Below are 24,791 nucleotides of genomic sequence, written 5' to 3'. Positions count from 1 at the left end.
ATGGACATTAGTATCGGAAACAGGAAAGGGAGGCGAAAGACGGTTTAAATGATGCGCTTACGAAGAAAGTGCGTTACCGCCAGAAGAACAGCGACGCCGTCGGGCAGGACGTGAAAATGGCAATAAGATCTTTAATAAGTCTCGTGGACGTCTGAATACAACATTGGGCATTCCTGATCCAACAGAGTAAATATCATTGCCGGATGCGTGGCATCCGGCAATATTTCACTCTTACTTCTGCTGTACGCCTTCCACTGAAATAATCAGATCCACTTCCTGAGAAGCTGGACCTAAATCTGTCTTGATATTGAAGTCTTTGAGCTTAATTTTGCCTTCGGCCTCAAAGCCTGCGCGTTTACCGCCCCACGGGTCGTCGCCCTGACCAATTAATTTCGCTTCCAGCGTAACGGGTTTGGTTACGCCATTCAGCGTCAGATCGCCGGTAATATCCAGTTCGTCACCGTCTTTCTTCACGCTGGTGGAGGTGAATGTCGCCTGTGGATATTTTGCGGTATTGAGGAAATCCGCACTGCGAAGATGTTTATCGCGTTCAGCGTGATTAGTATCGACGCTGGTGGTGTTAATTGTCACATTCACTTTATCGGCAGCCGGATTTTTTTCATCAAAGGTAAAAGTACCGTCGAAATCTTTAAAGGTGCCATATAACCAGCTATAGCCAAGGTGCTGGATGCGGAAATTAACAAAGGCGTGCTGACCTTCTTTGTCAATTTTGTAATCGGCGGCGACAGCTGAACCGGCAGAAAACATCAGGGAAGCGAAGGTTAAACCAAGCAGGCTTTTTTTCATTTTTATACTCCATAGTCAGATGACGACTTTCCCAGCATGCGCTTCAGAGTGTCGTCTTTATCGATGAAATGATGCTTCAGGGCCATGAATCCGTGCATAACGGAGAGTACGACGACGCTCCACGCGAGCCAAAAATGCAGGACACCGGCAAAGTCAGCTTGTGCGCCAGCGTCGGCAAGAGTCGCGGGGACGTCAAACCAGTCAAAGACGCTGATCGGTTTACCATCGGCAGTTGAGATCAGATAGCCGCTGATGCCGATGGCGAACAGCAATAGGTACAATGCGAGATGTCCTGCCTTTGCGCCAAGACGAGTCATGGGTGAATAACTTTGCAGCGGACCCGGCGGTGGAGATATGACGCGCCACAGAACGCGAATAACCAGCCCCATCATTAACAAAATGCCGATGCTTTTATGTAGTTCGGGTGCTTTGTGATACCAGCCATCGTAATAACTGAGCGTGACCATCCACAGACCTAAAGCAAACATGCCGTAGACAATTATTGCGCTTAGCCAATGTAAGGCCACAGATATAACACCATAGCGTTCAGGGGTATTTGTGAATGACATAAGTACATCCGAAACGAATTTGCAAGAGAAATAAGATGGCGTGTTGGAGAATGAATTGCAACACAAAAATAACAAACAAAATGATATTTATTGTTATTTTCAATAATTTTGAATTAATAATGAAAGAATCTTCATAAGTTTAGTGGGTTCAGCATCAGGGATGTCTGATGAATGCTGTAGAGGCAGGAAGAATCTTATTCAATTTTTCACGACAAATGAAAGGGAGGTTAAATATTTGTCAGTTTATGTCAGTTCTGAAGGACTAAAAATAAAACACGTAGATCAGGTCCATAATTGCCAACAATCCCCAGAGAAAAAGATAAAGCATCAGATGCTCGCGAATATTATTGATGAGATAGTTCACTAACCGACGCATTAAATACCCTTGTAAAAATGGCCTCATTCTGGAGGCCGTAATGATGATTATTGAAAGCGGGAAAGCCTGAATGGCGTCAAATCAAAATCGCTTTTTTTGTCTTGCGCAAAATCGGCGGCTATTTCCCCTAAAACTGACGCAAATTTAAAACCGTGCCCACTCAGACCAGTAATGAGTAGTGTATTATCGTGGCCGGGTAAGGTATCGATAATAAAATCTTCATCAGGCGAATTATCATAGGTGCAGGCAGCGCCGTACAGGCAGCAGCCGATACCCGGCAACACATTGCGCAAGAACGGGAAGGCTTCCGACCCATCACTGGCCACTTCCGCAAACGGAACACGTTCATCCGCTGAATGGATAACCTGGCCTCCGTTATGTTTGCCAATCTTCAACGCGTCGTTTTCTGCCGGAAAACCATAATATTGATCGCCATTGGGCAGTTCACCGGTAAACGCCGGGAATTTATTTTTCACGCTATAGCGGCCATCGGCCTGATACCAGGCAAATACTTTGCGTACGGGCTGGACAGGCAGCTCCGGGAGCAGGTCTTTTACCCATGTTCCCGCGCAGACGATCGCTTTTTTCGCCTGGTACTCACCGTCAGCCGTTTCAATAGTTACGCCATCATCGTCATGACGAATTGCGGTGACCGGGCAGTTGAACAGCTGCGCACAGCCAGCTTCCTGCGCCAGTTGGATCCAGGTTTTAATCGCCAGTTCGCTGCGTAAAAAGCCGGAATCAGTCTCAAATAAGCCGATGTAGTTGTCCGGTACGCGTATTTCTGGCCAGCGGGCCATAATCCCTTGCGCATCGAGCTTTTCAATGTTGAGTTGCCACTGTTCTGCGCTGTGGGCGACGTTGGTGAGAAATGCGGAGTCAGCCGGGCCAAGGTTAATGACGCCAGAGCGTACAAAAATGGGATCATCTTCGTTGTGGCGGGCGAGCTCATCCCACAGCGCTTGTGCGCGGAGGACCAGCGGGACATACTTTTCGCCTTCACCATAAGCATGGCGAATTAATCGCGTATCGCCGTGGTGGCTGCCGTGTTGATGCGGTGGCATATGGGCGTCGGTCATTAGCACGTTTAAACCGGCGCGGGTGGCATAATACCCGGCGGCAGCGCCTACGGAACCGCTGCCAATAATGATGAGATCGTATTTCATTTTTTTCTCTCTGCTCTCATGGTTTAAGCAGAGTAATTAACTGAATGCAGATATACAACCCAGAAATGGTAAAGGCACCAGTGAGGTGCCTTTTGGGTGGATGGTCATGTCATGTTAATGACGCCGATACTCGTTTACCTGGAAATCACCGGATTCAATTTTGGCGATTCCTGCTTCTAATATCGAAATAAATTGTCTGGCAACATCAGTGGTTAACCAGAGTGTCTGACCAACTTCAGTCCCTTCCTGCTCGGACTTATTTGGGGTCTGGTAGTGCAAACGCAACATCAGCGCATCATAGCTATCAACGGTGCTGATGTCCCACCCTACGAGCGGATGAGTCTGAATGACTTCATTATTTTTTTCCATCATGGCCCCCTAAATCGTGTTACTAGACAACGTTATTCGAGGTTCAATGCGTTTTTATCTGAAGCAACTTCAGTATACCAACAAGTAAGGGTATTCACCGAATTTTTAAAGAGGGGAGCAGATAAATTTCTGCTTTTAAGATTTATATGAACAATAAAACAGCATGTTATTCATATTTTTTTAGCATATTGTACAATTATTTTGTGGAAGTGTAGAAATTTTGTACTCACACTTATTAAGTCAAATAAAAAAGCCGGGGCGACCCGGCAAAAACAAAAATTACTGCATATTATTCGCTGACAAACCAGTCATCGGCGCTTTCCCAGGTTTCCTGGAGAATTTCGCTAATGCGCTGTTTATCTTCTTTGGTCGCGCCAATAACCGATAAATTATTCGCTGCGGCATAACGTACTGATACGTGGCCTTCATTATCAGGAAACGCATACTGAATACGGCGGGAAAGTTCACCTGCCAGGGCGTCAATAGCCCCGGCTGGTAATGGAGAAGTTTTCGCTATGGTGACTTCAATTCGCATAATAGCCCCCTGTTGAATATACTGGTTATTTATACAGGTAAAATAGCCTAATGACAACAGGTAGCTACGATTTTTATTGTTTAACGGACCAGCGTACCGTTTCTCCGGCGAGGAATGGCACTAGCGTGTCATCAGTCAGTGCAATGCTTTCAGCAACCTGCTGCTCTTCGCGTACCAGTTCGATGAATGTGTCGTTGACCGGCAAACCATAGAACTGCGGGCCGTTTACAGAACAGAATGCTTCAAAGTGCTGCAGAGCATTCATCTCTTCAAAGACGGTAGCGTAACTGCCCAGCGCGGTTGGAGCATTGAAGCAGCCCGCGCAGCCGCAGCTGCTCTCTTTGCGATGACGTGCATGTGGCGCAGAATCCGTTCCGAGGAATACACGATTAAAACCGCTGGCGACCAGTTCACGCAATGCCTGTTGGTGAATATTGCGTTTGAGGATTGGTAGACAATACAGATGCGGACGCACGCCACCAACCAGCATATGGTTGCGGTTGAACATCAGATGCTGCGGAGTGATGGTGGCAGCCAGCCGTTCATTTCCGTCACGGACATAGTCGGCAGCATCTTTGGTGGTGATGTGCTCAAAAACGACTTTCAGCGCAGTCAGGCGCTGGCGCAGCGGTTCCATCACGCTTTCTATAAAGCGCGCTTCACGATCAAAAATGTCGATATCTGCATGTGTCACTTCACCATGCACCAGTAGCGGCATACCGATTTTTTCCATGCGCTCAAGTACCGGCATGATTGCGTCCACCGACGTCACGCCATGGCTGGAGTTAGTGGTTGCGTTTGCAGGGTAAAGTTTTGCAGCGGTGAACACGCCTTCGTTAAATCCACGCTCCAGCTCATCAGGGTTCAGCGAATCTGTTAAATAACAGGTCATCAGCGGGGTGAAATCATGCCCGGCAGGTATGGCGTCAAGAATACGCTGGCGATACGCCATAGCAGCCTCAACCGTTGTCACGGGGGGAGCCAGGTTGGGCATTATGATAGCCCGTCCATAAATTCCGCTGGTATACGGCACGACAGTTTTTAACATGTCGCCATCGCGGAGGTGAAGGTGCCAGTCGTCTGGGCGGCGGATCTTTAATACCTGGGATGGTGTAGTCATTAATCTCTATGCTCCGGCTGAGGGGTGTTTTTGCCGGACACAAAGGATAAGCGGAAACGTTTTCCTTTGCACGAAAAATAAGGGGCGCGAATGCGCCCTCGTGATTAATCAGTAAACGGAATGACGATTTCGCCTGGCTTCACTTCAATACCTTTCGCCAGTTTCTTCGCCATTGCTTCCCCCTTGCTGCCATCTTCGCGCAGGACGTAAGCAGGTTGTTGGTTAAAGTAATTGCGTAAAGCCTGGTTCAAATAGGGGAGCAACGTTTGTATCAGTGTTTGCATTTTTTCCGGTTGTACCGTCGCATCGACTACTTCCATCTCTTTCAGGAAGATCGCGCCTTTTTCTTTATTAAACACGGGCAGCGCTTTCAGCTTCAGTTTCATGGTCGCTTTCTGGCTACCGAACAGGGAGTTCATGTCCAGATTGGCGTCTCCGGTTAGGGTAACCTTATTCGGCTCTTCGCGACCAATTTGGCAGGCCAGGTTTGTCAAAACAATATGGGCGTCAGCCACGCCGGGCAAACCGATATCTTTTGAGAAATTATTATGTTTCGCAAGCGACTGGTTAATTTCTTGTTCGGTGATGGTGTATTGGGTGAGTTGATTACAGCCAACGAGCAGACCACTGATGATCAATGCAGCGGCAAATAAAAACTTGTTCATGGTAGTCCTCGACATGAAATCTGCGTCAATATCCTGACACAACGCAGCATGTGTCATCAGCGATAAACTCGCCAGCAGAAAAAACTGAAAACGGCGGCAACCTGCGAATACAGGCTGCCGCGGCGGGTCAGGATTAAATCGCCATAGACGATAACAAATTGATTTGTGTTTGTTTCGCCATGTTATCGCGGTAATCAGCAACGCGGCTTGGCCAGTTAATTCCGGCTACCAACGTCAGATTTCGTAGCAGTGGAAATAGTTGGATATCATCTTCCGAAAGTTCGCCATTCACGGCGTTCGGTTTGACGATAAGTTTGTCCAGCATACGTAAATCATCGCTGATATTCTTAATCAGACCGTCAGAGTGGGCCAGCAGGTCGGCAAAATTACCCGCGCTGGCCTCTTTCTTGTCAACGAAATATTTGTGCGCGGCGGGAGTGGAAAACTCATCAAATGCCGATTTGGCAAAACGCGGCAACAATAGTTTGTTGGCGTAGCCATTGACCTTGCGCAGCCATTCTTCAATGGCAGGGGAACGTTTGCCGGTCAGTAACGGTTTGCCGTCGAGTTTATCGACATAGTGAACGATGTCCATGCTTTCTGGCATATAGCGGCTGTCATCTTTTTGCAGAATGGGAACCTGTTTTTGACCGATCATCCGGGTGGGTGTTTCTGCGTCGTCGTTGAGCAGAACATGTAATTCGACGGGGATATTTTTCAGGCCGAAAATCATGCGGGCTTTGAGGCAGTAAGGGCAGTGATCGTAAATGTATAGCTTCACGTGACTCCTCCATTTGGCTGTCAGTTCACTTTCAGTATGGAGGAGTCAGAGGGGAGTATCAAATCAGGCGTCGCGTTCCAGCAAACGACGCGCGGCGCGTTTCTGGCTAAACTGCCAACCCAGCGTAAGGAAAGTGAAGATGCCAATAATGCCCAGCATCATCCACGGAAGCTCTGGTTGGTGCGCCGATTTGCCCAGGTCAAACAACCAGCCGCCACCGATATAACCAATAGCGCCGCCAATCGCCAGACCCAGACGGCTAAACCCCATATAGCTGCCGCGTGCTTTTGCGTCTGCCAGCGAAGCACTTAAGGTTTCACGCGCAGGCTCGGCAATGATTGACCCGATATAAAACAGACAAATCAGGGTGAAAAGTTGTTGCAGGCCGCTGACCATGCCCACCGGCATCATGCTTAATGACATTATCAACAAACCAGTCATCAACCGATGTTCCAGACGAAAATGCTTTTCACTCCAGCGGGCGATAGGGTAGAGCAACGTTAACGACAGACACGCTTCAATGGCATACATCCATTTAACGGCAGAGGGGGCGCCTGCGACGTCGTTGACCATAATTGGCAGCATCAGCATCACTTGTACAGCCAGCATGTAGTAACCCGCCAGTGTCAGGACATAGGTGACAAAACGCTTGTCACGCATCACGCGGGTCATGCCTTCGCGAACGGGCGTGCGTATGGTGGAGAGTTTCCATGCCGGTAACAGCCAGGCATTAAACGCCGCACACAGCACAAACAAAACTGCCCCTGTGGCGCAGACCAGGCGAAAGTCGTATTGCAACAGCCAGCTTCCCAACAATGCGCCAATGACCGCACCGGCACTGTCCTGCATCATCAACAGCGAGAAAAAACGACCACGCTGCTGTGGACGGATTAATTTTACCACCAGCGCCGAACGCGGAGGGTCAAATAACGTGCCGCCGAGTCCCGAGAGCAGGCAAGAAAACCACAGCAGCCACGGTTCGTGGGCGATACCCATCGTGGCGAATCCGGCGGCTCGCATTAGCATACCGATGACAATCATCGGTTTGGCGCCAAAGCGGTCGGCAATTGCGCCGCCGAAAATACCCAGACCTTGCTGAATAAACTGGCGTAGACCAAGGGCAATACCAACCATGACGGCGGCCCAGCCCATTTGATCGACGAAGCGGATAGAGATCAGCGGGAAGACAACAAAGAACCCCAGCACGACCAGCATATTATCGATGAGCAGGAAATATTTACCCAGGTTCCTCGCCTGCGACACGCGGGACATTTCCCCTCCCGGGAAATAAAAGATGAGCACTTTCTATTCTGCATTGCCGCTACGACTTTTCCCATCACTTTGGGGACAATATTTTTTTATCAAAACGTCGCTTTGATAGAGAGTTTTTATCAAATATGTGAATAATGCAGGAAATGGCATTTGGGACTTTTCACAGGGTCTGGTTGCGCAGGTATAGTAATACTTACAGCGTATTAAAGACGTTATGGGAAGGAGTAGGTATAGAATGTTTGGCTATCGCAGTAACGTGCCAAAAGTGCGCTTAACCACAGACCGACTGGTCGTGCGTCTGGTGCATGATCGTGATGCCTGGCGTCTGGCGGATTATTACGCAGAGAATCGCCATTTCCTCAAGCCCTGGGAGCCAGTGCGCGACGAAAGCCACTGCTATCCATCAGGCTGGCAGGCCAGGCTAGGGATGATTAACGAATTTCATAAACAAGGCTCAGCTTTCTACTTTGGCTTATTCGACCCGGAAGAAAAAGAGATTATTGGCGTTGCCAATTTTTCCAATGTTATTCGCGGCTCTTTTCATGCCTGCTATCTTGGCTATTCGATCGGGCAAAAATGGCAGGGCAAAGGACTCATGTTTGAAGCCCTGACCGCTGCCATTCGTTATATGCAACGCACCCAACATATTCATCGTATTATGGCCAACTATATGCCGCACAATAAACGCAGTGGCGATTTGCTGGCGCGGCTGGGTTTTGAAAAAGAAGGCTATGCGAAAGACTATCTGTTGATTGATGGACAATGGCGCGATCACGTACTGACGGCATTAACCACCCCAGACTGGGCGCCTGGCCGCTAAGGAGAATCTCATGAAATATCAACTTACTGCTCTGGAAGCCCGCGTGATTGGCTGCTTGCTGGAAAAACAGGTGACCACGCCGGAGCAATACCCGCTCTCAGTCAATGGTGTAGTAACGGCCTGTAATCAGAAAACGAACCGTGAACCGGTTATGAATCTGAGTGAATCTGAAGTGCTGGAGCAGCTGGATAATCTGGTCAAACGTCATTATCTACGCACGGTGAGCGGTTTTGGTAATCGGGTCACCAAATATGAGCAACGTTTTTGTAATTCAGAATTTGGCGATCTGAAACTGAGCGCCGCAGAAGTGGCGTTAATCACTACGTTGTTATTGCGTGGTGCCCAGACGCCGGGTGAACTGCGCAGCCGCGCCGCACGAATGTATGAATTCAGCGATATGGCTGAAGTTGAGTCGACGCTGGAACACCTGGCGAATCGCGAAGATGGTCCTTTTGTGGTGCGTCTGGCCCGAGAACCAGGTAAGCGCGAAAGTCGCTACATGCATCTTTTCAGTGGTGAGGTTGAGGATCAGCCGACGGTAACGGATACGTCAAACGCGGTTGACGGTGATTTACAGGCACGCGTCGAAGCTCTGGAAATCGAAGTGGCTGAACTGAAACAGCGTCTTGATTCGTTGCTGGCCCATCCGGGAGATTAAAGTGAAAAAATTACGTATCGGCGTAGTGGGATTGGGCGGTATTGCACAAAAAGCGTGGTTACCGGTGCTGGCGGCAGCATCTGACTGGACGTTACAAGGTGCGTGGTCGCCTACGCGTGCGAAAGCCCTGCCAATTTGTGAAAGCTGGCGCATTCCTTATGCCGATTCGTTATCCAGCCTTGCTGCCAGTTGCGATGCGGTTTTTGTGCATTCCAGCACCGCCAGCCACTTTGACGTGGTCAGTACGTTACTCAATGCAGGGGTACATGTCTGTGTCGATAAACCGCTGGCAGAAAATTTGCGCGATGCTGAACGGCTGGTGGAACTGGCGGCGCGGAAAAAACTGGCGTTGATGGTCGGTTTTAACCGTCGCTTCGCACCACTCTACGGTGAGTTAAAAACGCAACTCGCACCCGCTGCCTCGCTAAGAATGGATAAACATCGTAGCAATAGCGTCGGGCCACACGATCTTTATTTCACGTTGTTGGATGATTATCTGCATGTGGTGGATACCGCGCTATGGTTGTCGGGCGGCAAAGCCTCTCTGGATGGCGGTACGCTATTGATTAACGACGCTGGTGAAATGCTATTTGCCGAGCACCATTTTTCGGTCGGCCCTTTGCAGATCACCACCTGTATGCATCGCCGTGCCGGAAGTCAGCGTGAAACTGTGCAGGCCGTGACTGATGGTGCGCTCATCAACATTACGGATATGCGTGAATGGAGTGAGGAGCGCGGGCAGGGCGTAGTACATAAACCAATTCCAGGTTGGCAGAGTACTCTTGAGCAACGTGGATTTGTCGGATGTGCGCGGCACTTCATTGATTGCGTGCAAAATCAGACCGTTCCACAAACCGCCGGAGAACAGGCAGTGCTGGCGCAGCGTATCGTTGACAAGATCTGGCGCGATGCGATGAGTGAATAAACCCTGTAACATCTGGCGGTAGCAATTCATCATAATCTAGGTAGACTATTCGCCTCTTTCAGTGCCTGCCTTGCAGGCGTTTTGCTCGTGGGTCTGGATTAGAACACCGATGAATTTATTAAAATCGCTGGCCGCCGTCAGCTCGATGACCATGTTTTCGCGTGTGCTTGGCTTCGCACGTGACGCAATTGTCGCCAGAATCTTTGGCGCAGGGATGGCAACCGACGCCTTTTTCGTCGCTTTTAAACTTCCTAACTTGTTACGCCGTATCTTTGCCGAAGGGGCATTTTCCCAGGCATTTGTACCGATTCTGGCAGAATATAAAAGCAAGCAGGGTGAAGACGCCACGCGGGTCTTTGTCTCTTATGTTTCTGGTCTGCTGACACTCGCGCTGGCGGTTGTGACGGTCGCTGGCATGCTCGCCGCACCGTGGGTGATCATGGTGACTGCGCCAGGCTTTGCTGACACTGCCGACAAATTTGCCCTGACCAGCCAGCTACTAAAGATTACCTTCCCCTATATCTTGCTGATCTCCCTGGCGTCGCTGGTGGGAGCGATTCTGAATACGTGGAACCGCTTCTCGATCCCCGCGTTTGCACCAACACTGCTTAACATCAGCATGATTGGTTTCGCGCTGTTTGCCGCGCCGTATTTTAATCCTCCGGTGCTGGCTCTGGCATGGGCCGTAACCGTGGGTGGTATCCTGCAACTGGTTTATCAACTGCCACATCTGAAGAAGATCGGCATGCTGGTTTTGCCACGCATTAACTTTCACGATGCCGGGGCAATGCGGGTAGTGAAACAGATGGGACCGGCGATCCTTGGCGTCTCTGTGAGCCAGATCTCCTTAATCATCAACACCATTTTTGCCTCGTTTCTTGCCTCTGGCTCTGTATCGTGGATGTACTACGCCGACCGCTTAATGGAGTTTCCGTCCGGTGTCCTGGGCGTGGCACTTGGCACTATTTTGCTGCCGTCGCTGTCGAAAAGTTTTGCCAGCGGCAATCATGATGAATACAACCGTTTGATGGACTGGGGGCTGCGCCTTTGCTTTCTATTAGCGCTGCCGAGCGCGGTGGCGTTGGGCATTCTTTCAGGTCCGTTAACCGTTTCGCTGTTCCAGTACGGTAAATTTACCGCCTTTGATGCGCTGATGACCCAGCAGGCATTAATTGCCTACTCGGTGGGGTTGATTGGCCTGATTGTCGTGAAAGTGTTGGCTCCAGGCTTTTATTCCCGCCAGGACATTAAAACGCCAGTGAAAATTGCCATCGTTACGCTGATTTTGACGCAATTGATGAACCTGGCGTTTATCGGTCCATTGAAACATGCCGGACTGTCGCTCTCCATTGGCCTGGCGGCGTGTTTGAATGCCTCGCTGCTTTACTGGCAGTTGCGTAAGCAGAAAATCTTTACCCCGCAACCGGGCTGGATGGCGTTTCTGTTGCGTCTGGTGGTGGCGGTAGTGGTGATGTCTGGCGTGCTTTTAGGGATGTTACATATCATGCCGGAGTGGTCATTGGGGTCCATGCCCTGGCGTTTACTGCGTCTGATGGCGGTTGTTGTTGCGGGTATTGCTGCCTATTTTGCCGCACTGGCGGTGCTGGGCTTTAAAGTCAAAGAGTTTGCCCGCCGGACGGTGTAACAATGCATTCCGGCCTGCACTGCAGGCCGGAGATAATTTTTAGATCGAAATCTTTTTACTTCCACGATGGGGTGTTGATGTCTGATCGTTCGCCCCGTACAGCGTCGGTTCCTGATGCGGCTTCAACATTTCCAGCGCCTGTTGATTGCGCTCAATCTGTCCTTCCAGTAACCAACCGTTATGTTGATTCATTTGGCGTAGTTGCTGCGTTTTTACAGTAATTTCCTGCCAGCGTTGGTTTATATCAACGCTATTTGCTGCATTGGGGGCTTTTCTGCGTAACGGTTCGAGGTAATCCAGCGTAGCCAGCAGGGCGCTTTTATTTATCGGCAAGGGGGCGGGGAGTGGTTTATAAGGATATTTTGGCTTTGCCATAAAAAACTGCACCTTAATCAGTTGGGTGTCCAACTTTTGGGGGGCAGTCCAGTTACCAGGGCTTTTTTACTTTGAGCTAATTATCACTCAACAGGTTGCGGGCGCGCAGGAGCGGCAGAGGCATGATGCGTTGCTGTATGACCACCTGCGGCACCTTTACCTTCGAAGGCAAAAGTAGGGCGCTGCCAGTCACTGTGACGCGGTGCTTCGGGAACATATTCCGGAGCAGGAGCGCGTGTCATTGGCGAGGTAGCATGGTTATGCTCGACAGCTATCTCAGGTTCAATAGCGGCTACCGTTTCAACTTCTGCTGCGACTTCAGCAACGACTGGTGCGGCAGGTTCAGCAACCACAACCTCGGTAGTTTCGGCAACTTCTTCAATATCTGCCGTCTCTTCCTGTGGTTCAACCACTGGTTCTACGTGTTCTGCAACTTCCTGGGCTACGGCAACATCAGCCTCGGTAATCACCTGTGGCTGTTCAGTTACCGAGGTGGCAATCACTTCAGGATGCGTCGTTTCAACCACTTCTGGTTGCGGTTCGGCAACCTGAACGGGGGCTTCTACGACTTCAGCCACTTCTTCAACAACCGGTGCGCTAATCACAGGTTCGACAGCTGCGACGACAGGAACCTCAGTCACCATCGGCAGCGCTTGTACTTCTTCCTGTTCGCGCAGCACTTCAACCTGTACATCTTGTGGACGTACAATTGGATAGCGGATACAGACTTTGCCAGAGGCCAGTTCCGGAGACGCGCACGCTACGGTCAACGGCATGGGTGACTGGGTAGGATAACGCTCGTCACGATAACGACGACGACGCTGACCACTCACGCGCAGGTGACGAGGTGAGCGGCGAGAACGACGCGGCATGCCACCGTTGTCACGGTTATCGGCATTGTGCTCTTCTTGCTGTTCCGGCGCAGTTTGCGCTATGACTGGCAGCGGGACTTTCACCAGTTCTGTGCGCGGGGCTGGCGCTTCCTGGACAACTGGTTCGGCAGCGGCAGTTTCTTCAACCACTGGTGCGGCTACCGCTTCTTCGGCTACGCTTTGCTCGTAACGCACTTTCTGATTGAGCTGACGCTGTTTACGACGCGGCTGAACTGGACGTACACGTTCTTCCTGGTCGTTTTCCTGAACAGATTGCTCTTCAACATTCAGCGCCTTCGCTTCTTGTTGCACCTGACGTTTATCATCGTTACGGCGGCGGCTACGTTCACGACGCGGCGCTTGCTGCTCGTCGGTGGTACGTGCTTTTTCTGTTACCTCAGCCTGCTGACGGCTCTCACGCGTCTCAGTCGTCTGCTGCTGTGCCTGGCGACGATTACGACGGTTTTCTTCGCGATTATCGCTGCCTTCAGTACGTTCGCTACGGGTGTCGCGGCGCTCATTACGGTCACGGCGATTGTTCTGACGAGGCTTGCGACGATCCTGTTGACGTTCCGGTTTCGCTTCTGCTTTCGGTGCTGGTTGCTCGATCGGTTTGGTTTCTTCATCACCGCTGAACAGCGCTTTCAGTGCGCCGAAGAAGCGGCTCAACAGACCTGGTTGTGCAGGAGCTGCTGGTGTTGCTGGTGCAGCTTTAGGCGCTGGGGCTACGACAGGCGCGGCAGGTTCTGTTGGGGTTGGCGCTGGCGGCACATCCGGCATGGCAAAGGTTGCCAGTGCAGGCTGTTCCGGACGCTTACGTTCAGCGAACTCTTCTTCAGACGGCAGCGCCATCGCTTCTTCATGCAGCTTCGGCAGCATGTAGCTTAAGGTTGGAGTTTCTTCCCCTTTACGCACGCGCAGCACATGGTAGTGCGGGGTTTCCATCTGATCGTTTGGCACAATCACACAGCGCACGCCGTCCTGACGAGTTTCAATCGCATTCACCGCTGAACGTTTTTCATTCAGCAGGTAAGACGCGATTGGCACAGGAACAATGGCGTGGACCTCCTGAGTGTTCTCTTTCAGCGCTTCTTCTTCGATCAGACGCAGAATAGAGAGCGACAGGGATTCGTTGTCACGCACGGTGCCAGTACCGGAGCAGCGCGGGCAGACGTGATGGCTGGACTCGCCCAGAGACGGACTCAGGCGCTGACGAGACATTTCCAGCAGGCCAAAGCGGGAAATATGGCTGATTTGAATACGCGCACGGTCCTGACGCACTGCTTCACGCAGACGGTTTTCTACCGCACGCTGGTGGCGTACTGGCGTCATGTCGATGAAGTCGATAACAATCAGGCCGCCGAGGTCACGCAGGCGAAGCTGACGAGCAATCTCATCGGCAGCTTCGAGGTTGGTGTTAAACGCGGTTTCTTCGATATCGCCGCCGCGAGTCGCACGTGCGGAGTTGATGTCGATGGCCGTTAACGCTTCGGTGCTGTCGATAACAATGGAACCACCGGACGGCAGGCGGACTTCACGCTGGAAGGCAGACTCGATCTGCGATTCGATCTGGTAGTGGCTGAACAGCGGGATCTCACCAGTGTACAGTTTGATTTTGCTGCTAAAATCCGGGCGACCTAATGCAGCGATATGCTGACGCGCCAGTTCGAGCACTTTCGGGTTATCAATCAGGATTTCGCCGATGTCCTGACGTAAGTAATCGCGGAATGCGCGAACGATTACGTTGCTCTCCTGATGAATCAGGAACGGAGCAGGGCGGCTTTCAGCGGCTTTTTTGATGGCTTCCCAGTGTTTCAGACGGAAGCTTAAATCCCATTGCAGCGCCTCAGCGGATTTGCCGACGCCAGCGGTGCGCACGATAAGCCCCATGCCTTCCGGCAGTTCAAGGCTTGCCAGTGCTTCTTTTAATTCGGTACGGTCATCGCCTTCGATACGGCGAGAAATGCCACCTGCGCGCGGGTTGTTCGGCATCAGAACCAGATAGCTACCCGCCAGGCTGATAAAGGTGGTTAATGCCGCGCCTTTGTTGCCGCGCTCTTCTTTATCGATCTGAACAATGACTTCCTGACCTTCACGCAACACATCTTTAATGTTGGGACGACCATGAGCACTGTAGTTAGCAGGGAAATATTCGCGGGCAATTTCTTTTAGTGGGAGGAAACCGTGACGTTCAGCGCCATAATCAACAAAAGCAGCTTCCAGACTCGGTTCAATGCGGGTGATTTTACCTTTGTAGATGTTTGCCTTTTTCTGTTCGTGTCCTGGACTTTCGATATCCAGATCATACAGACGCTGCCCATCTACAAGGGCAACGCGCAACTCTTCCTGCTGAGTTGCGTTGATTAACATTCTTTTCATCGTAACTTACTCATTATTCTTACATTGACGACTAAGCTGCGGGCAAAGTGACGCCTTTCCGGGTGTGAACCGATGGCCTCGTGTCTAGTCGCGTCGCCAACCTCACGGTTATCGTCAGCTCAAAGAGGCGCAGAGTGTCGGTTGCCCGTTTTTCATGCGGAAAAACAGCGCAATTATCAAAGAAACAGACTGGGTATTACTCTCCAGAAATATTTCCATCTACCGGTAAGGACTGCAACCCGCAGCCCGCTAACTGCCTGAAAGATCAATACGTCTTACGCCATTGCTGCGTGGATGATCGGTCGGGCAAAATGGGTTATTCCGTAAAATTTCTTGTTTTAACAAGGATGGACACGGAAACGCTCTCATTATTCCACTGCAAGCCTTGTCATAGCAAGATGACTTTTACCATTTATCACCCGCTTACTCACGGTTTTTTCACTTCTTGCTGGTGATTGGTTTAATAACCATCAATAAAGTGATCACGTAGTGAAGTAATAAGGTGCAAAACTAAATATAAGCATAGAAAAATGAGTGGCGCGAATCCTGTTGGCTAATTAGAATCGCCCACCATGAAAACAGAGACTCCATCCGTAAAAATTGTTGCTATCACTGCTGACGAAGCGGGGCAACGTATCGACAACTTTTTGCGTACCCAATTGAAAGGCGTACCAAAAAGTATGATTTACCGTATTTTGCGTAAAGGCGAAGTGCGGGTGAACAAAAAACGTATTAAGCCTGAATATAAGCTCGAAGCAGGTGATGAGGTGCGTATACCACCGGTTCGCGTTGCTGAGCGGGAAGAAGAGGCTGTTTCGCCACATCTGCAAAAGGTGGCGGCGCTGGCAGACGTCATCTTATATGAAGATGACCATATCCTGGTGCTGAATAAACCCTCCGGCACGGCGGTACATGGTGGTAGTGGTTTAAGCTTCGGTGTTATCGAAGGTTTACGGGCGTTGCGCCCGGAAGCGCGGTTCCTCGAACTGGTACATCGTCTCGACCGGGACACGTCAGGTGTGTTGCTGGTAGCAAAAAAACGTTCGGCGTTGCGTTCTCTGCATGAGCAATTACGTGAAAAGGGGATGCAAAAAGATTACCTGGCGCTGGTGCGCGGTCAGTGGCAGTCGCATGTGAAGAGCGTACAAGCGCCGTTGCTGAAAAATATTCTGCAAAGCGGCGAACGTATTGTGCGTGTGAGTCAGGAAGGTAAACCGTCGGAAACACGCTTTAAAGTGGAAGAACGCTATGCATTTGCCACCCTGGTGCGTTGTAGCCCGGTAACTGGGCGTACTCATCAGATCCGTGTGCATACACAGTATGCGGGGCATCCGATTGCCTTTGACGATCGCTACGGTGACCGTGAATTTGACAGACAGCTCACTGAAGCTGGCACGGGGTTAAATCGTCTGTTCCTGCACGCCGCAGCGTTGAAATTTACCCATCCGGGAACCGGTGAGGTGATGCGCATTGAAGCGCCGATGGATAACGCACTGAAGCGTTGTTTGCAGGTGCTGAGAAATACGAAATAACCCCCTCGGCGGATTCACTTCCGCCGTCTAATCTCCCCCTCATCGTTTTTTCCCCGTCGCTGCTTCGTGTAGTTAAGGTGACCCCGCGCATAGTTTGCCAAAAATAGGGAAGACTCCCTATGCAAAATAGTAAGAACGCCTGCTTTCCCTCACCATGTTTTTTTGTTACATGTTTGATAAATAAGGAATTATTTTTTATGTTCACTCTGCCATTGAAGAAGCAGTAGAGGCAAAGATGAACAAGATCAAAGGATAACCCTCGTTCATCAGGTTTTTTTTATCCTGAAAGCTGAATCGTTTTGGCTATGAGCGAATGCACAGAGATCAGGTGATGAATAACTTTCGGCGTTTATTGCTCATTCTCTTAGGCCCGACAATTTTTGTCGCCTCGGTCCTGCTGTTCTCGCATGATCTGAGCGTGTCGGGTGCCCAAGCGATTGGCATATTGCTGTGGATGATTTTCTGGTGGGTGACCAGGCCGGTCCACGTTGCTGTGACCAGCTTGCTGCCGATAGTGATTAACGCACTGCTGAATATTGTGCCGATGAGCAGCATCACGATGCAGTATTTTTCAGATAGCATCATCCTGATTCTTGGCTCGGGGCTACTGTGCCTGCCTTGGGCACTCGTCGGTCTCGACCGCCGGGTGGCGTTAAAGGTGTTGTCGTTGATCGGTCCATCGATGAAATCGCAGGTAACGGTGTGGTTTTTAGCCAGCATTGTCACTTCGACCATCTTTCCTAACGTGATGGTATGTGCGCTGTTTACCCCCATTGCCGTCGCCATGTTGGCGGCCTCAGGCTATGACGATATTTCCAACTGTAAACCGGCGGTTCCGATTTTGCTGGCTATCGGCTGGGGTGTCGGTATTGGCGGTGTAGGTAGTCCGCTGGGTGGAGCGATGAATCTGGCGGCGATTTCAATTCTGCAAGACAAAATTGGTCACGAGTTTATGTATATAGACTGGCTGATTCGCATGGGACCGTTCTTTATTCTGATCTCGCTGGTGAGCCTCGGCTGTATGCTGCTGATGCCACTGGAGATCAAAAGACTGGATGGTACGCGTGACTGGTTTCAGAAACAGTATCATCAACTAGGACCGATGACGCGGGATGAAAAAATATGCGCCGTGCTATTTTTTATTGGGCTGCTGGGCGCGTTTACCCGCCCACTGTATGCCTCGTTATTTCCTGCACTGTCGCCTGCCTACCTTTATCTGATCCTCGGATCGATCTGTTTTGTGATTACCTCAGCAAATAAAGGACCGTTGTTGACATGGGAGCTTGCAGAAAAAGAGACCATGTGGGGAATGCTAATCCTCTTCGGTGGAGGACTAGCCTTGGGGAAACTGATTAATGACTCCGGTGCCAGCGTTGGTATCGCTAACCTGATTACCCGCCTGTCGCTGGACGGCGGGTTACTGACCATCGTGGCGTTCGCCATTCTGGGGCGTCTGCTGTCGGAAACCACCAACTCCACGGCATCAGCGGCGGTGATTCTGCCAATAGTGTTGGGGTTTACCAGTGCGCAGGGGCTTAACCCGATTCCGTACTGGTTTATCACCGTGATGGCGTTTAACGCAGAGTTTATGTTGCCGATTAGTGTAAGGGCGATTCCGGTCTCCTACGGTCTTGACGCACGGAAGATGCTTAAAGGCGGCTTCGTGATGGCAGTGGTGCATATCGTGATGGTGGTTGTGGTCGGTTATGCCTGTATGACTTGGTGGCCAACTTTTAGCCATCTCAACGATTTTGTGGGTTAAAACATTTAATAATACAGTAAGGTGAGGGGATGTGATGAAAGGCTTTAACTTTAAAATTCCGCAAAATATCGAGTTCGGTATCGGCAGCTTAAAAAAACTGCCGACTATTCTGGCAGAGAATAATTCCGACCATGTTTTTTTGATTTCCGACCGCGGGCTGGCGAGCTTGGGGGTGGTCAAAAAAATCGAAGATATTATTGCGGCGGCGGGGATTCGCTATACGTCGTGGCTTGACGTGCTACCGAACCCGACCGTGGATATCGTTAATAACGCGACCGCAGCATACCAGCAGTGCGGTGCCACTAGTATTGTCGCGCTTGGTGGCGGCAGCTCGATGGATGTCGCTAAAGCGGTTGGCGTGCTGGCGAACTACGGCGGTAGTATTACCGACTATGAAGGCAGCAATAATGTTCCTGGTCCGATTGTGCCAATGATTGCCATTCCGACCACTGCGGGGACCGGCAGCGAAGTCACTGCTTCGTCGGTGATTACCGATGAAGCGCGAAACTATAAGCTGTCGGTTATCAGCTATGAGATCCTGCCGAAATATGCGCTATTAGATCCAGAATTGATCATGACTGCGCCAGCTTCAATTGCCGCCGCCTGCGGGATCGATGCGCTGATTCATGCTATTGAAGCCTATCTTTCGACCAACGCGTCGCCGTTTACCGATGCGATGGCAGAAAAAGCAATGCAACTGATCGGCGGCAGTCTTCGTCGGTTTATCGCCAACCGTAAAGATGAGTCTGCAGCCTGCGATATGATGTTGGGTAGTACTTTCGCTGGGATTGCCTTTGCCTGGGCGCGTTTGGGTAACGTGCATGCTATGAGCCATCCGGTGAGTGCTTTTTTCCACGTTCCACACGGTGTCGCTAATGCGATTTTATTGCCAACTGTGTTGGAATATAACGCGTTGGCCGATCGTGGCCGTTATAAAACTATTTTTAATTATATTCGCGAAGGTCATGAACTCGTCGCTGAATTCACACCACAAATGCTTGTTAACGAAGTCCGTAAATTAAATAAAGATTGCGGTATTCCACCATCATTATCTGCCGTTGGTGTAAAAGCCGACGCGATTGCGGATATGGCCAGAGACGCCATGAAAAGCGGTAACGTACTTGTAAACCCCCGCCAGTCAACGTTAAATGATATTATTCATCTGTATAATGAAGCGTTGTAATTATTCGATGTGAATTTAACAAGTGGCCGCTTAAATAGATTAAGCGGCTTTAAACATAATCAGATTGTAAACCATGTAAAATGTTATATCTTTACTGAAAAATGAATAGCGCAGGAACGGCGATTATGTTTAATCTGAAAAGGAATGCCATATATTCATTAAGGAAATGGCTATGAGTGATTATCAAAATGTGGATCAGGTGGACTTTTTTTCTGAAATGTCCGAACGACAAATTTCAGCGCGTGAATTTTTCAGTAGCGTCCTTATTGATGCGATTGAACGGAATTTCGGCTTTAAAAAAATACTCATCTCCTATTTTGATACTCAGGGTAAATTTCTTTCATGGGTAAACTGGAATGGTGTAATGCCCGACAGCGAAGAGCACCCTTATCGCAAGTTTGTTGCCAATGATGTGGTTCGCCATGTTTTGCACCAGGATGCGGTGGACGATCACCTTACCTATTTCAACGTGATACCTCGATTGTATAAATCAACTATAGTGATTAACAGCTTGGACTATGAATACTCGGGCTACGTTCGCTTTCTGGAGGAAAATTTTCAACAGCACTACAGCGTCACCATGGCGTTTGGTATCAATGCCTATATTCAGGTGGCTTTTTTTAAGGGCCGCGATGCGGGGGATTTCAGTGAAGAGGAAATGGCAACACTAAATAAAATCTATGTTTACGTGGCTAATTCATATAAAAACTTCAAAAAGCATGAACAGGTGCGTATCATTTCGAACATTCAAAATGAAATTATATCTTCAGGCGAGAAAGCCTATCTGGTGACGGATGATTTTATGCATATCATGAGTTACAACGTGGTAGCGCAGGAGTATCTCAAAGATATTCTCGGGTCTTCAATTACTGAGCAAATTAGCAGCAATAAACCTTGTAACTGGTTGCCCTTTTTATTGGGCAATGAAAGCGAAAGCACAATAACGAATCGTGTGCAAACGCGAATAATAAAAAATTACATCTTTAAAATATACACCTATGATCAGCGATATTCTAACGGTATCATCGATACCTATCATTGGATCACGATTTCAAAAAAAGAGGAGGGCAAGACGACAGACTACGGTAGAGTAAACTTACCCTTAACGCAGGCCGAACAAAAAGTGGCCGCTTTGATGTATAATGGCATGACCTATCAGGCCATCGCTGATGAGCTGGTAATAAGCTATCACACAGTGAAAAAACACATTCAAAATATCTATGTGAAGTGTGGCGTAAATAGCCGATTCCAACTCTATAAGTGGTTGGAAGATAAATAGGAAAAATAGGGAGAACTCCCTATAAAAATAGTAAGAGTAGCCGCTTTTTTTACACGTTCATTCTACGATACCCTATATTCATAGGGATGCTGAAAGTAAATATTAGTGCATGTGAATAATATTTTGCATGCGTGATGTTATTTTATATGAATATTTCAGGATGACGGGTATGAATCAGTTGCCAGTTGAGGGTATTATTTTTAATGTCCAGCGTTTCACGATCCATGATGGACCGGGAATGCGCACTGAATTATTTCTGAAGGGCTGCCCACTGCGCTGCGATTGGTGCAGCAATCCTGAAAGTTTGAAACCCTATGTGCAGTTAGGTGTTTATAAAACGAAATGCGTTTCGGTGAAAAAATGCGGCGCATGCTTAGAGGTTTGTCCTCAGTCCAATGTATTAAACTTCACACGTGGTAAACTCACGACGATCAACCGTAGCCTGTGCGATAATTGCATGGCTTGCCAGGAAGTTTGCCCTTCAGATGCGATAAAAGTTTGGGGTAAACCCATGTCCGTCGCCGCCTGTATGGATGTCATTCGTAAAGACAAAGGCTATTACGAACGCTCTGGCGGTGGCGTCACCGTATCCGGTGGCGAGCCTCTGCTACAAACAGAATTTGTCATAGAGCTGTTTAAAACCTGCAAAAGCGAGGGCATTCAAACCTGCCTTGAATCCTCTCTATTTGTTGACTGGAAAAAGGTCAGCTCGGTTCTACCCTATACTGACATTATTATTTCCGATATTAAGCATATGGACTCACAAGTCCATAAAATGTACACGCATGCGCCTAATAATAAGATCCTCTCTAATCTAAAAAAACTCGCCGCGCAGCAACGGGAGATTATTTTACGTATTCCCGTCATTCCCCATGTCAATGACGATATGGGGAATATTGAAGCCACAGCTGATTTTATTCTTAATGAAATGAACGGACGCATTCGCACCTTACAGTTGCTCAGTTTTATGCGTCTTGGGGAAGAAAAATACCAATCATTAGGCATTCCTTACGAAATGCAGGACGTGAAACTCAACCGTCGTTCATTCCAGAAACACATCCAGAAAATAGCCGAATATTTTAACCAGCGCGGCATTCATTGCGTGGTGGGGACAAAGGAAAAATAACTGTTTTTATTTTAAGCTTATAAAGGATAACCGTTATGAAAGAGCATCATACCACAGCCTGTGGTACGCAGGCGTTTGACCAGACCTATAGCTTGGGGTATCAGGTTAATCACGAAGACTGGTCGCCGTTTCCGCGCGTTAATCATTTGCGCCAGACGTTCCTCGACAGACCGTATGAAATTGACGTTGAACGTCTGCGTTTGGTCACTGAGGCGTATAAGCAGCATGAAGATGCGCCGCGCAAGTTAAAATGCGCCTACGCATTTGAAAATATTCTGCTGAACAGCAAGCTGTATATATATGACGAAGATTTGATCCTCGGTGAAATTGCCGCTCCGGCTAAAGCGTCGCCGATTTATCCTGAGTTTTCGGTCAGTTGGATCATCAATGAAATTCTGCACTCACCATTTGAAGAACGCGCTAACGATCAGTTTTATATCCGTAACGACGAAGAGCGCCAAGAAATTGTCGAGCTGTGCCGTTACTGGGAGGGCAAAACGGTTGACGACCTGATCAACAGCCGTCTCGAAAAAGATCAAACCAAAGGCTCTGAGGTGGGGGAGAAAATCTTTCAAACCAACCTTTACCACTATGCTGGTGCCGGACATCTGGCAATTGATTATGCGTGTTTGATGAAAGTGGGCTACAACGGGCTGATTGCCAACGCTGAGGCTGGGCTGCAAAAGCTGAGCAAACGCGATCCGGAATATGGTGATAAGCGTGATTTTTATCAGGCGATGATTATTGAGCTGGAGGCGGCAAAAAAATACATTCTCCGCTACGCTGCGCTGGCGCACCAATATGCTGAAAAAGAGGCTAACCCGCAACGTAAGCAAGAACTGACTACCATGGCGCTCAACTGCCAGCAGATCGCAGGCGGCGCACCGCAAACCTTCTGGCAGGCGTTACAGTTGTTTAATTTCGCTACCACCCTGATTCAGATCGAAAGTAACGGTCACTCTATCTCTTATGGTCGTATGGACCAGTGGCTGTATCCATGGTATGCGGCGGATATGCAGAACAACACTATCAGCAAAGCGTTTGCGCTGGAGCTGATTGAAGTGCAGTACGTCAAAATGAACAACCCGACCAAGCTGAAAGACAAAGGCACAGTGGCGGTCCGTAATGGTCGTGGCTTTGGTGGTGAGAGTTTGACGCTGGGTGGCGTTGACCGCGATGGTAACGATGCTACCAACGATCTCACCATGCTAATGCTGGAAGGTTCGGCGCATACGCGAATGATGAATCCGTGGGTGTGTGTGCGCATGCACGAGAACACGCCTTACGAGTTAAAAATTAAGACCGTGGAATGTATCCGCGCAGGTTATGGGCATCCGAAGATTTTCAACGATGCACCGTCGATCAAAGGCATGATGCGCAAGGGCATGACGCTGGAAGAGGCGCGCGATTACTGCGTTGTTGGCTGTGTTGAGCTGGACCTGGCAGGTAAAGAGTACGGCTGGCATGACGCTGCTTACGTTAACACACCGAAAATGATGGAGATGGTACTTAACGGCGGCCGTAGCCTGAGTACCGGCGAGCAGTTGGGGCCAGATACTGGCAGCCTTGACACCTATCAGAACTTTGATGAGGTGCTGGTCAGTGTCGATAAACAGTTTGAGTACTGGACAGATCAAATGTGCAGCAGCCTGAACATTATCGATAACGCCCACCGTACGTTAAAACCGGTGCCGTATGTCTCTGCATTCTATGAGGACTGCATGGCTTCAGGGAAAGACCTGACCGAAGGTGGCGCTAAATACAACGGTATTGCGCCGCAAGCGGCGGGTATGGCGACCTGTGCCGACAGCCTGGCGACCATCAAACAACTGGTGTTTGATGAGCAGCGCCACAGCGGCGCACAACTGCTGCAAGCGGTAAAGGATAACTGGGTCGGTCACGAGAAATTGTACGCGCTGGTCAACAGCTCTAAAGTACATCACTACGGCAACGATGTTGATTATGCCGACGATCTATTCAAGTTTATGTTCGAGTGCTATTGCCGTCACATCAGTGGGCGTAAAACGCCGCGCGGTGGCGAGTTTAGTCCTGGTGTGTATTCGGTGAACGCTAACGTTGGCATGGGGTTGAATACCAATGCTTCCGTTGATGGACGTAAGAAGTTCGAACCTATCTCCGACAATATGGGGCCGGTACACACCGACGGCGGCTCCCATGATATCAATGGTCCGACGGCCCTGGTCAATTCCCTGACTAAAGTCGATCACAGTCTCGCAACTAACGGCACTCTAATGAACCTTCGCTTCCCCCAAGAAGCCGTCGCTGGCGTCGAAGGGCGGGATACCCTAGTGAGCTTTATTGACGAGTACATCGCCAAGCAGGCTATGCACGTCCAGTTCAATATCATGAGTTCGGCGACGATGCGCGCAGCGCAGAAAAAGCCGGAGGATTACAAAGATATGCTGGTGCGTGTAGCCGGATACAGTGCCTATTTTGTTGAACTGGGCAAACCTCTGCAAAAAGATCTGATTCAGCGTACTGAGCTGCATTTCTAAGACTTTTGTTGCTAACCAAAGCGGGCGCAGAGCGTTCGCTTTCTAGTGCCTGGTTGGCC

Annotated in this window: 21 protein-coding genes and 2 pseudogenes; 11 read left to right on the top strand and 12 right to left on the bottom strand. The window is 49.6% G+C overall.

Annotation, left to right across the window (positions count from 1 at the left end; all coding sequences use genetic code 11):
- Positions 1 to 61: 61 nt before the first annotated feature.
- Positions 62 to 190 (top strand): annotated as a pseudogene (locus A7090_RS26565) (rhodanese-related sulfurtransferase); the annotation flags it as partial.
- A gap of 41 nt (positions 191 to 231) precedes the next feature.
- On the opposite strand, the gene A7090_RS13010 reads toward A7090_RS26565, so the two are convergent.
- The 10 genes from A7090_RS13010 to mdtH all read right to left on the bottom strand — a co-directional run bounded on the left by A7090_RS13010 (position 232) and on the right by mdtH (position 7,660).
- The gene (locus tag A7090_RS13010) at positions 232 to 807 is read right to left on the bottom strand and encodes a YceI family protein (protein ID WP_000749261.1); all 576 of its coding nucleotides are present in this window, start codon (positions 805 to 807) and stop codon (positions 232 to 234) included.
- 2 nt (positions 808 to 809) lie between these two features.
- Positions 810 to 1,376 carry a cytochrome b gene (locus A7090_RS13005; protein WP_105274337.1) on the bottom strand — a complete coding sequence of 189 codons (567 nt, stop codon included), beginning with the start codon at positions 1,374 to 1,376 and terminating at the stop codon, positions 810 to 812.
- Between the two features lie 262 nt (positions 1,377 to 1,638).
- Positions 1,639 to 1,752: a YceO family protein gene (locus A7090_RS13000; protein ID WP_001253739.1), complete on the bottom strand. Its 114-nt coding sequence runs from the start codon at positions 1,750 to 1,752 to the stop codon at positions 1,639 to 1,641.
- 47 nt (positions 1,753 to 1,799) lie between these two features.
- The gene (gene solA / locus A7090_RS12995) at positions 1,800 to 2,918 is read right to left on the bottom strand and encodes an N-methyl-L-tryptophan oxidase (protein WP_105274336.1); all 1,119 of its coding nucleotides are present in this window, start codon (positions 2,916 to 2,918) and stop codon (positions 1,800 to 1,802) included.
- A gap of 114 nt (positions 2,919 to 3,032) precedes the next feature.
- Positions 3,033 to 3,287: a biofilm formation regulator BssS gene (gene bssS, locus A7090_RS12990; RefSeq protein ID WP_000414438.1), complete on the bottom strand. Its 255-nt coding sequence runs from the start codon at positions 3,285 to 3,287 to the stop codon at positions 3,033 to 3,035.
- 289 nt (positions 3,288 to 3,576) lie between these two features.
- Positions 3,577 to 3,822 carry a DNA damage-inducible protein I gene (gene dinI / locus A7090_RS12985; RefSeq protein WP_001217754.1) on the bottom strand — a complete coding sequence of 82 codons (246 nt, stop codon included), beginning with the start codon at positions 3,820 to 3,822 and terminating at the stop codon, positions 3,577 to 3,579.
- A 73-nt stretch (positions 3,823 to 3,895) separates the two neighbouring features.
- Positions 3,896 to 4,942: a dihydroorotase gene (gene pyrC, locus A7090_RS12980; RefSeq protein ID WP_105274335.1), complete on the bottom strand. Its 1,047-nt coding sequence runs from the start codon at positions 4,940 to 4,942 to the stop codon at positions 3,896 to 3,898.
- A gap of 104 nt (positions 4,943 to 5,046) precedes the next feature.
- A complete protein-coding gene (locus A7090_RS12975; RefSeq protein WP_105274334.1) occupies positions 5,047 to 5,607 on the bottom strand; it encodes a lipoprotein in 561 nt (186 codons plus the stop codon).
- A 133-nt stretch (positions 5,608 to 5,740) separates the two neighbouring features.
- A complete protein-coding gene (gene grxB / locus A7090_RS12970) occupies positions 5,741 to 6,388 on the bottom strand; it encodes a glutaredoxin 2 (protein WP_105274333.1) in 648 nt (215 codons plus the stop codon).
- 63 nt (positions 6,389 to 6,451) lie between these two features.
- The gene (mdtH, locus tag A7090_RS12965; protein WP_105274332.1) at positions 6,452 to 7,660 is read right to left on the bottom strand and encodes a multidrug efflux MFS transporter MdtH; all 1,209 of its coding nucleotides are present in this window, start codon (positions 7,658 to 7,660) and stop codon (positions 6,452 to 6,454) included.
- Positions 7,661 to 7,895: 235 nt separating this feature from the next.
- Between mdtH and rimJ the strand changes: the two genes are divergently transcribed.
- From rimJ to murJ, 4 genes are all read left to right on the top strand, one after another.
- Complete coding sequence (gene rimJ, locus A7090_RS12960; protein ID WP_105274331.1) at positions 7,896 to 8,480, top strand: ribosomal protein S5-alanine N-acetyltransferase; 585 nt, start codon at positions 7,896 to 7,898, stop codon at positions 8,478 to 8,480.
- Positions 8,481 to 8,490: 10 nt separating this feature from the next.
- Positions 8,491 to 9,138: a YceH family protein gene (locus A7090_RS12955; protein WP_105274330.1), complete on the top strand. Its 648-nt coding sequence runs from the start codon at positions 8,491 to 8,493 to the stop codon at positions 9,136 to 9,138.
- Between the two features lies 1 nt (position 9,139).
- Positions 9,140 to 10,063 carry a Gfo/Idh/MocA family protein gene (locus tag A7090_RS12950; RefSeq protein WP_105274329.1) on the top strand — a complete coding sequence of 308 codons (924 nt, stop codon included), beginning with the start codon at positions 9,140 to 9,142 and terminating at the stop codon, positions 10,061 to 10,063.
- 109 nt (positions 10,064 to 10,172) lie between these two features.
- A complete protein-coding gene (gene murJ / locus A7090_RS12945) occupies positions 10,173 to 11,708 on the top strand; it encodes a murein biosynthesis integral membrane protein MurJ (RefSeq protein WP_105274328.1) in 1,536 nt (511 codons plus the stop codon).
- 39 nt (positions 11,709 to 11,747) lie between these two features.
- Here the strand turns inward: murJ and flgN are convergent.
- Together flgN and rne are read right to left on the bottom strand one after the other, a co-directional pair.
- Positions 11,748 to 12,029 (bottom strand): annotated as a pseudogene (flgN, locus tag A7090_RS12940) (flagellar export chaperone FlgN); the annotation flags it as partial.
- A gap of 137 nt (positions 12,030 to 12,166) precedes the next feature.
- On the bottom strand, positions 12,167 to 15,334 hold the full coding sequence (gene rne / locus A7090_RS12935) for a ribonuclease E (RefSeq protein ID WP_105274327.1): 3,168 nt from the start codon (positions 15,332 to 15,334) through the stop codon (positions 12,167 to 12,169).
- 572 nt (positions 15,335 to 15,906) lie between these two features.
- On the opposite strand from rne, the gene rluC reads away from it, so the two are divergent.
- The 6 genes from rluC (at position 15,907) to hpfG (ending at position 24,732) form a co-directional block, all read left to right on the top strand.
- Positions 15,907 to 16,866 (top strand): 23S rRNA pseudouridine(955/2504/2580) synthase RluC, encoded by a 960-nt coding sequence (gene rluC / locus A7090_RS12925; protein ID WP_105274325.1) that lies wholly within the window; start codon positions 15,907 to 15,909, stop codon positions 16,864 to 16,866.
- 313 nt (positions 16,867 to 17,179) lie between these two features.
- Positions 17,180 to 18,628, top strand: coding sequence for an SLC13 family permease (locus tag A7090_RS12920; RefSeq protein WP_342365295.1), 1,449 nt, complete (start codon positions 17,180 to 17,182; stop codon positions 18,626 to 18,628).
- A 34-nt stretch (positions 18,629 to 18,662) separates the two neighbouring features.
- Positions 18,663 to 19,811, top strand: a complete 1,149-nt coding sequence (locus A7090_RS12915; protein WP_105274323.1) for an iron-containing alcohol dehydrogenase — start codon at positions 18,663 to 18,665, stop codon at positions 19,809 to 19,811.
- A 172-nt stretch (positions 19,812 to 19,983) separates the two neighbouring features.
- Positions 19,984 to 21,090 (top strand): helix-turn-helix transcriptional regulator, encoded by a 1,107-nt coding sequence (locus tag A7090_RS12910; RefSeq protein ID WP_105274322.1) that lies wholly within the window; start codon positions 19,984 to 19,986, stop codon positions 21,088 to 21,090.
- Between the two features lie 169 nt (positions 21,091 to 21,259).
- Positions 21,260 to 22,216, top strand: coding sequence for a (2S)-3-sulfopropanediol dehydratase activating enzyme (gene hpfH / locus A7090_RS12905; RefSeq protein WP_198599586.1), 957 nt, complete (start codon positions 21,260 to 21,262; stop codon positions 22,214 to 22,216).
- A gap of 35 nt (positions 22,217 to 22,251) precedes the next feature.
- Positions 22,252 to 24,732 (top strand): (2S)-3-sulfopropanediol dehydratase, encoded by a 2,481-nt coding sequence (gene hpfG / locus A7090_RS12900; protein WP_105274321.1) that lies wholly within the window; start codon positions 22,252 to 22,254, stop codon positions 24,730 to 24,732.
- The last annotated feature ends 59 nt before the right edge of the window (positions 24,733 to 24,791 follow it).

It is taken from the genome of Escherichia sp. MOD1-EC7003 (assembly GCF_002965065.1).
Classification (GTDB): domain Bacteria; phylum Pseudomonadota; class Gammaproteobacteria; order Enterobacterales; family Enterobacteriaceae; genus Escherichia.
The sequence above is the reverse complement of the archived record's forward strand: the minus strand, read 5'-3'. Positions and strand labels throughout refer to the sequence as shown.

What these genes read in the sequence shown, in the direction of transcription:
- A7090_RS13010 (WP_000749261.1), bottom strand. Translation starts at nt 807, where the DNA reads ATGAAAAAAAGCCTGCTTGGTTTAACCTTCGCTTCCCTGATGTTTTCT.
- A7090_RS13005 (WP_105274337.1), bottom strand. Translation starts at nt 1,376, where the DNA reads ATGTCATTCACAAATACCCCTGAACGCTATGGTGTTATATCTGTGGCC.
- A7090_RS13000 (WP_001253739.1), bottom strand. Translation starts at nt 1,752, where the DNA reads ATGCGTCGGTTAGTGAACTATCTCATCAATAATATTCGCGAGCATCTG.
- solA (WP_105274336.1), bottom strand. Translation starts at nt 2,918, where the DNA reads ATGAAATACGATCTCATCATTATTGGCAGCGGTTCCGTAGGCGCTGCC.
- bssS (WP_000414438.1), bottom strand. Translation starts at nt 3,287, where the DNA reads ATGGAAAAAAATAATGAAGTCATTCAGACTCATCCGCTCGTAGGGTGG.
- dinI (WP_001217754.1), bottom strand. Translation starts at nt 3,822, where the DNA reads ATGCGAATTGAAGTCACCATAGCGAAAACTTCTCCATTACCAGCCGGG.
- pyrC (WP_105274335.1), bottom strand. Translation starts at nt 4,942, where the DNA reads ATGACTACACCATCCCAGGTATTAAAGATCCGCCGCCCAGACGACTGG.
- A7090_RS12975 (WP_105274334.1), bottom strand. Translation starts at nt 5,607, where the DNA reads ATGAACAAGTTTTTATTTGCCGCTGCATTGATCATCAGTGGTCTGCTC.
- mdtH (WP_105274332.1), bottom strand. Translation starts at nt 7,660, where the DNA reads ATGTCCCGCGTGTCGCAGGCGAGGAACCTGGGTAAATATTTCCTGCTC.
- rimJ (WP_105274331.1), top strand. Translation starts at nt 7,896, where the DNA reads ATGTTTGGCTATCGCAGTAACGTGCCAAAAGTGCGCTTAACCACAGAC.
- A7090_RS12955 (WP_105274330.1), top strand. Translation starts at nt 8,491, where the DNA reads ATGAAATATCAACTTACTGCTCTGGAAGCCCGCGTGATTGGCTGCTTG.
- murJ (WP_105274328.1), top strand. Translation starts at nt 10,173, where the DNA reads ATGAATTTATTAAAATCGCTGGCCGCCGTCAGCTCGATGACCATGTTT.
- rne (WP_105274327.1), bottom strand. Translation starts at nt 15,334, where the DNA reads ATGAAAAGAATGTTAATCAACGCAACTCAGCAGGAAGAGTTGCGCGTT.
- rluC (WP_105274325.1), top strand. Translation starts at nt 15,907, where the DNA reads ATGAAAACAGAGACTCCATCCGTAAAAATTGTTGCTATCACTGCTGAC.
- A7090_RS12920 (WP_342365295.1), top strand. Translation starts at nt 17,180, where the DNA reads ATGCACAGAGATCAGGTGATGAATAACTTTCGGCGTTTATTGCTCATT.
- A7090_RS12915 (WP_105274323.1), top strand. Translation starts at nt 18,663, where the DNA reads ATGAAAGGCTTTAACTTTAAAATTCCGCAAAATATCGAGTTCGGTATC.
- A7090_RS12910 (WP_105274322.1), top strand. Translation starts at nt 19,984, where the DNA reads ATGAGTGATTATCAAAATGTGGATCAGGTGGACTTTTTTTCTGAAATG.
- hpfH (WP_198599586.1), top strand. Translation starts at nt 21,260, where the DNA reads ATGAATCAGTTGCCAGTTGAGGGTATTATTTTTAATGTCCAGCGTTTC.
- hpfG (WP_105274321.1), top strand. Translation starts at nt 22,252, where the DNA reads ATGAAAGAGCATCATACCACAGCCTGTGGTACGCAGGCGTTTGACCAG.